Below are 5,623 nucleotides of genomic sequence, written 5' to 3'. Positions count from 1 at the left end.
CGATGCCGAACGTCGCGAGGTCGAGGGTCGCGCCCAGCACCACGCCGACCGAACCCACCGCCTCGTCGCCGAACGCAGCGGCGTTGAACGCCTCGGCATCCGCCACCATCGCCGCGGCGAGGGTGCTCCCGTCGGCACGGCGAGCGGCCTGCACCTCCCGCGCCTCCGGGTTGGAGGTCGCCGCGAGCACGAAAAGGCCCTTCCCGTGGTCCCGCACGTACGGGAACGCACCCGAGAGCGTGCCGAAGCCCATGTAGGCGGCCACGGTCATCGCGTCGACCTCGAGCGGCGAGCCCGGGGCGAGCCAGGCGTCCGCGTAGGCGGCGAACGTCGAGCCGATGTCACCGCGCTTCACGTCGCCGACGACGAGCAGACCGGCGGCGCGCGCGTCGGCGAGCACCCGCTCGAGCGCGAGGAAGCCGGCGGAGCCGAAGCGCTCGAAGAACGAGATCTGCGGCTTCACGCACGCGGCGATCCCGGCGGACGCGGCGACGACCTCGCGTCCCATCCGTTCAGCGCCGGCCGCGTCGTCCGCCAGCCCCCACTCGGCGAGCAGCGGCGCATGCGGGTCGATGCCGGCGCAGAGGTGCCGCCCGGCGGAGAACTCCTCCGCCAGGCGGGCACCGAAGCTGCGCACCGTCATCGCGCGGCGGCCGCAGCGGCGGCCACGGTCTCCCGCGACAGGATGCGATCCTGCTCGTACTCCTGCAGCGACTTCACATCGAAGCCGTGCGAGCCGACGGCGATCGCCCCGACGGCCGCGGCGAGTTCCGACATGGTCGTGAACAGGGGCTTGTCGGCGGCAACGGTCGCGGCGCGGATCTCGTACCCGTCGGCGCGCGCCGAGCTGCCGCTCGGCGTGTTCACCACGATATCGATCTCGCCCTCGTTGATCAGGTCGACGATGGTCTCGCCCTCGGTCTGCTGGGAGTACTTGCGCACCGTGCTCGCCCGCACACCGTTGCGCGCGAGCACGACCTGAGTGCCCTGCGTGGCGCAGATGTCGAAGCCGAGCTCCTGCAGGCGCAGCGCCGGCAGGACCACGTCGCGCTTGTCCCGGTCGTTCACCGAGATGAACACGGTGCCCGAAGTCGGCAGCGGGCACCCGGCCCCGGACTGGCTCTTGGCGAAGGCGCGCGGGAAGTCGCGATCCATGCCCATCACCTCGCCGGTCGAGCGCATCTCGGGGCCGAGCAGCGACTCGACGATGCGACCGTCGAACGTGCGGAAACGCTTGAATGGCAGCACCGCCTCCTTCACGGCGACGGGGGCGTCGATCGGCGCGCGCGAGCCGTCCCGCTCGGGAAGGAGTCCTGAGTCGATCAGCTGCTGGATGCTCTCCCCGGCCATGATCCGCGACGCGGCCTTGGCGAGCGGGATCCCGAGCGCCTTCGACACGAACGGCACCGTGCGCGAGGCGCGCGGGTTGGCCTCGATCACGTAGAGCGCGCCCTGCGCGAAGGCGAACTGCACGTTCAGCAGGCCTCGGACGCCGACCCCCTGAGCGATGCCCAGGGTGGCCTCGCGCACCTGGTTGATCTGGTCGTAGCCGAGCGTGATCGGGGGCAGCGTGCAGCTGGAGTCGCCCGAGTGGATGCCCGCCTCCTCGATGTGCTCCATGACGCCGCCGATGTACAGCTGCTCGCCGTCGTAGAGCGCGTCGACGTCGATCTCGGTGGCGTCGTCGAGGAAGTGGTCGACCAGCAGCGGGTGGCCGGGCCCGACGAGCGCGTGGCCCGCGATCCGCTCGAAGTAGCCATGCATCGAGGCCGTGTCGTAGATGATCTCCATCCCGCGCCCGCCGAGCACGAACGAGGGGCGCACGAGGACCGGGTAGCCGATCTCCTCGGCGATGCGGATCGCCCCCTCCTTGTCGATCGCTGTGGCGTTGCGGGGCGCCAGCAGGCCGGCGTGCTGCAGGATCCCGGCGAACGCGCCGCGCTCCTCCGCCAGGTCGATCGCCTCGGGCGTCGTGCCGAGGATGGGAATGCCCGCATCCTTGAGCGGCTGGGCGAGACCGAGTGCGGTCTGCCCGCCGAGCTGCACGACGACGCCCAGCAGCTCGCCGGAGGCCTGCTCGGCGTGGATCACCTCGAGCACGTCCTCGAGCGTCAGCGGCTCGAAGTAGAGACGATCCGAGGTGTCGTAGTCCGTCGACACCGTCTCGGGGTTGCAGTTGATCATGATGGTCTCGTAGCCGGCCTCCGACAGCGCGAACGAGGCGTGCACACACGAGTAGTCGAACTCGACGCCCTGCCCGATGCGGTTGGGGCCGGAGCCCAGGATCACGATCTTCTTGCGCTCGCTCGGCCGCACCTCGGTCTCGAGGTCGTAGGACGAGTAGTGGTAGGGCGTCAGCGCCGGGAACTCGCCCGCGCAGGTGTCGACCGTTTTGAAGACGGGGCGCAGGCCGAGCCCGTGGCGCAGGCCCCGGATCTCCGATTCGGAGACGCCGCGGATCGCCGCGATCTGCGCGTCGGAGAAGCCGTGATCCTTCGCCTCGCGCAGCACGTCCAGACTCAGCTGCGGGGCGGCCTGCACGCGCTCGGCGACCTCGTTGATCAGCTGGATCTGGTCGAGGAACCAGGGATCGATCGCCGTCGCCTCGAAGAGCTGCTCGACCGTCGCGCCGAGGCGCAGCGCCTGCTGCACATCGACGATCCGACCGTCGGTGGGCCGCTGCACCGAGGCGAGCAGCTGCTCGACCTGCTCGCTCACCGAGCGCTCCGCGGTGTCGACCGGATCCCAGTGGAACGAGGTGCCGCGCTTCTCGAGCGACCGCAGCGCCTTCTGCAAGGCCGTCGTGAAGTTGCGGCCGATGGCCATCGCCTCGCCCACCGACTTCATGGTCGTGGTGAGGGTGTCGTCGGCGGCGGGGAACTTCTCGAACGCGAAGCGGGGCGCCTTCACCACGACGTAGTCGATGGTCGGCTCGAAGCTCGCCGGCGTCTTCTGCGTGATGTCGTTCGGGATCTCGTCGAGACGGTAGCCGATCGCGAGCTTCGCGGCGATCTTGGCGATCGGGAACCCGGTCGCCTTCGACGCGAGCGCCGAGGATCGCGACACGCGCGGGTTCATCTCGATGACGATGACGCGGCCGGTCTGCGGGTCGACGGCGAACTGGATGTTGCAGCCGCCGGTGTCGACGCCCACCGAGCGGATGATGTCGATGCCGATATCGCGCAACTTCTGGAACTCGCGGTCGGTGAGCGTGAGCGCGGGCGCCACCGTGATCGAGTCGCCCGTGTGCACGCCGACGGCGTCGACGTTCTCGATGGAGCAGACCACGACCGTGTTGTCGGCCTGGTCGCGCATGAGCTCGAGCTCGTACTCCTTCCAGCCGAGGATCGATTCCTCGAGCAGGACCTCGCTGGTCGGGCTGTAGTGGAGGCCGTCGCCGACGATGCGGACAAGCTCCTCCTCGGTGTAGGCGAAGCCCGAGCCCAGGCCGCCCATCGTGAACGAGGGGCGGACCACGAGCGGGTAGCCGAGATCCTTCGCGAACTCCTTGGCCTCCTCGAGCGTGTGCGCGATGTGCGAACGCGCCACGTCGGCGCCGGCCTCGAGCACGAGGTCCTTGAAGATCTGGCGATCCTCGCCGCGCTGGATCGCCTCGACCTTGGCGCCGATGAGCTCGACGCCGTACTTCTCGAGGATGCCCTGCTCGTGCAGCGCCATGGCCGCGTTGAGCGCGGTCTGGCCGCCGAGCGTGGGCAGGATCGCGTCGGGCTGCTCCTTCACGATGATCGACTCGATGACCTCCGGGGTGATCGGCTCGACGTAGGTGGCGTCGGCGAAATCGGGATCCGTCATGATGGTCGCCGGGTTCGAGTTCACGAGGATGACGCGCACGCCCTCCTCGCGGAGCACCCGGCACGCCTGGGTGCCCGAGTAGTCGAACTCGCAGGCCTGCCCGATGACGATCGGGCCGGAGCCGATGACGAGGACCGAGTTGATGTCTTGGCGCTTGGGCATTAGCTGGCGTCTCCCGTGCTGGTCTGGTTGGCGGCGCGATCCTTCACGAGAGAACGGAAGCGATCGAAGAGGTAGAAGGCGTCGTGCGGCCCGGCGGCCGCCTCGGGGTGGTACTGGACCGAGAACGCCGGGATGTCGAGGCATTCGAGGCCCTCGACCACCTGGTCGTTGAGGCTGTAGTGGCTGACCTGGACGCGACCGAGGCCCTCGGGAGAGTCGACCTCGCCCTCGATCGGCACGTCGACGGCGAAGCCGTGGTTCTGCGCGGTGATCTCGACGCGCCCCGTGCGCTTGTCGAGCACCGGCTGGTTGATGCCCCGGTGCCCGAAGGGCAGCTTGTAGGTGCTGAAGCCGAGCGCGCGACCGAGCAGCTGGTTGCCGAAGCAGATGCCGAAGTACGGAATCCCGTCGCGCAGCAGCTCGCGCAGCACGGCGACCTGCGCGTCCGAGGCGGCCGGATCGCCCGGGCCGTTCGAGTAGAAAAGGGAGTCCGGGGCGAGCTCGCGGATCTCCTCGAGCGAGGTGGACGCCGGCAGCACGGTGACGTCGAAGCCGTGCTCCGAGAGGTACTGCACGGTGGCCCGCTTGATGCCGAGGTCGAGGACGGCGATGGAGCCGACGCGCTCCACATCCCCCGTCGCGGGCACCGTGTACCGCTCGGGCGTCGTCACCTCGTTCGACAGGTTCTTGCCGCTCATGCCCTCCTGGTCGCGGACGAGCGCGAGCTGCGCCTCGGCGTCGAGCTCGAGGGCGTCGCCCGAGAAGACGCCCGCCCGCATCGCGCCGGCCGAGCGGATGTGCTTGGTGATCGCCCGGGTGTCGACTCCCGAGATGCCCACCACGCCGTCGCCCGCGAGATCCTCGTCGAGCGAGCGCTCGGCGCGGAAGTTCGAGACGCGACGCGCGGGATCGCGCACGACGAACCCGGACACCCAGATCTTGCGCGACTCCATGTCGGTGTCGTTGACCCCGGTGTTGCCGATATGCGGCGCCGTCATCAGGACGATCTGGCCGGCGTAGGAGGGGTCGGTGAGCGTTTCCTGGTAGCCGGTCATGCCGGTCGAGAACACGACCTCGCCGAGCGTCTGCCCGGTCGCACCGTAGGCGCGACCGGTGTAGCGGGTGCCGTCCTCGAGGACGAGCACGGCGGCGCCGTGCGGCACGGCGCTCGCGGGCGGTGCGGTGACTGGAGTGCTGATCATTTCTCGTCCTCCTGAGACGGGGCGGTCGGTGTGGTCTGGGGGCGCGGCGCGGCGTCCGTATCGGGCTCGGAGCCGGTGCCGGCGACGCGGTCGACCGCCGCGGCGAAGCGCACCTGGTCGGCTCGGTCCGTGAAGCGGAAGCTGGATTCGAGCTCGCGGCCGTCGGCGCTCCAGCGGAGCAGTGCGAGTCCGCCGGACTCGACCGCCTTGCCGGCCCGGCGGCCGGCGGTTCCGTAGCCCAGGATCTGGTCTGCGGCGAAATGCACCGGCGCCTCGCCGACGACTTCGAGCGTGACGCCGTCGGTGCGGACCGTCAGGCAGGCGTAGCCGCGATACCGCAGGCCGGGGATCGAGACCCGCGCGAGGGGGTCGTCGGCCGGGGTCGTCGAGACGTAGAGCACGCGCTCCGCGAACGAGGCCAGCACCTCGCCGGCCGGGGCCGACTC

Annotated in this window: 4 protein-coding genes; all 4 read right to left on the bottom strand. The window is 70.1% G+C overall.

Going from position 1 to position 5,623, the window contains the following annotated elements; genetic code table 11:
* On the bottom strand, window positions 1–643 hold a 643-nt coding region (gene pyrF, locus ACFPZL_RS09285; RefSeq protein ID WP_382335192.1), incomplete at its 3' end, for an orotidine-5'-phosphate decarboxylase.
* Window positions 640–3,975 carry a carbamoyl-phosphate synthase large subunit gene (gene carB, locus ACFPZL_RS09280; protein ID WP_218113651.1) on the bottom strand — a complete coding sequence of 1,112 codons (3,336 nt, stop codon included), beginning with the start codon at window positions 3,973–3,975 and terminating at the stop codon, window positions 640–642. The genes pyrF and carB, both read right to left, overlap by 4 nt.
* Window positions 3,975–5,177 (bottom strand): glutamine-hydrolyzing carbamoyl-phosphate synthase small subunit, encoded by a 1,203-nt coding sequence (gene carA, locus ACFPZL_RS09275; RefSeq protein ID WP_218113652.1) that lies wholly within the window; start codon window positions 5,175–5,177, stop codon window positions 3,975–3,977. Before carA ends, carB begins: the two co-directional genes overlap by 1 nt.
* On the bottom strand, window positions 5,174–5,623 hold a 450-nt coding region (locus ACFPZL_RS09270; RefSeq protein WP_382335190.1), incomplete at its 5' end, for a PH-like domain-containing protein. The genes carA and ACFPZL_RS09270, both read right to left, overlap by 4 nt.

The organism is Leucobacter soli (assembly GCF_042659205.1).
GTDB classification, from domain to species: domain Bacteria; phylum Actinomycetota; class Actinomycetes; order Actinomycetales; family Microbacteriaceae; genus Leucobacter; species Leucobacter soli.
Note: the sequence above shows the minus strand (reverse complement) of the source record. Positions and strands in the feature narration are given on the sequence as shown.

Bases quoted from the DNA above. Each gene is read 5' to 3' on its own strand.
- carB (WP_218113651.1), bottom strand. From the start codon at position 3,975: ATGCCCAAGCGCCAAGACATCAACTCGGTCCTCGTCATCGGCTCCGGC.
- carA (WP_218113652.1), bottom strand. From the start codon at position 5,177: ATGATCAGCACTCCAGTCACCGCACCGCCCGCGAGCGCCGTGCCGCAC.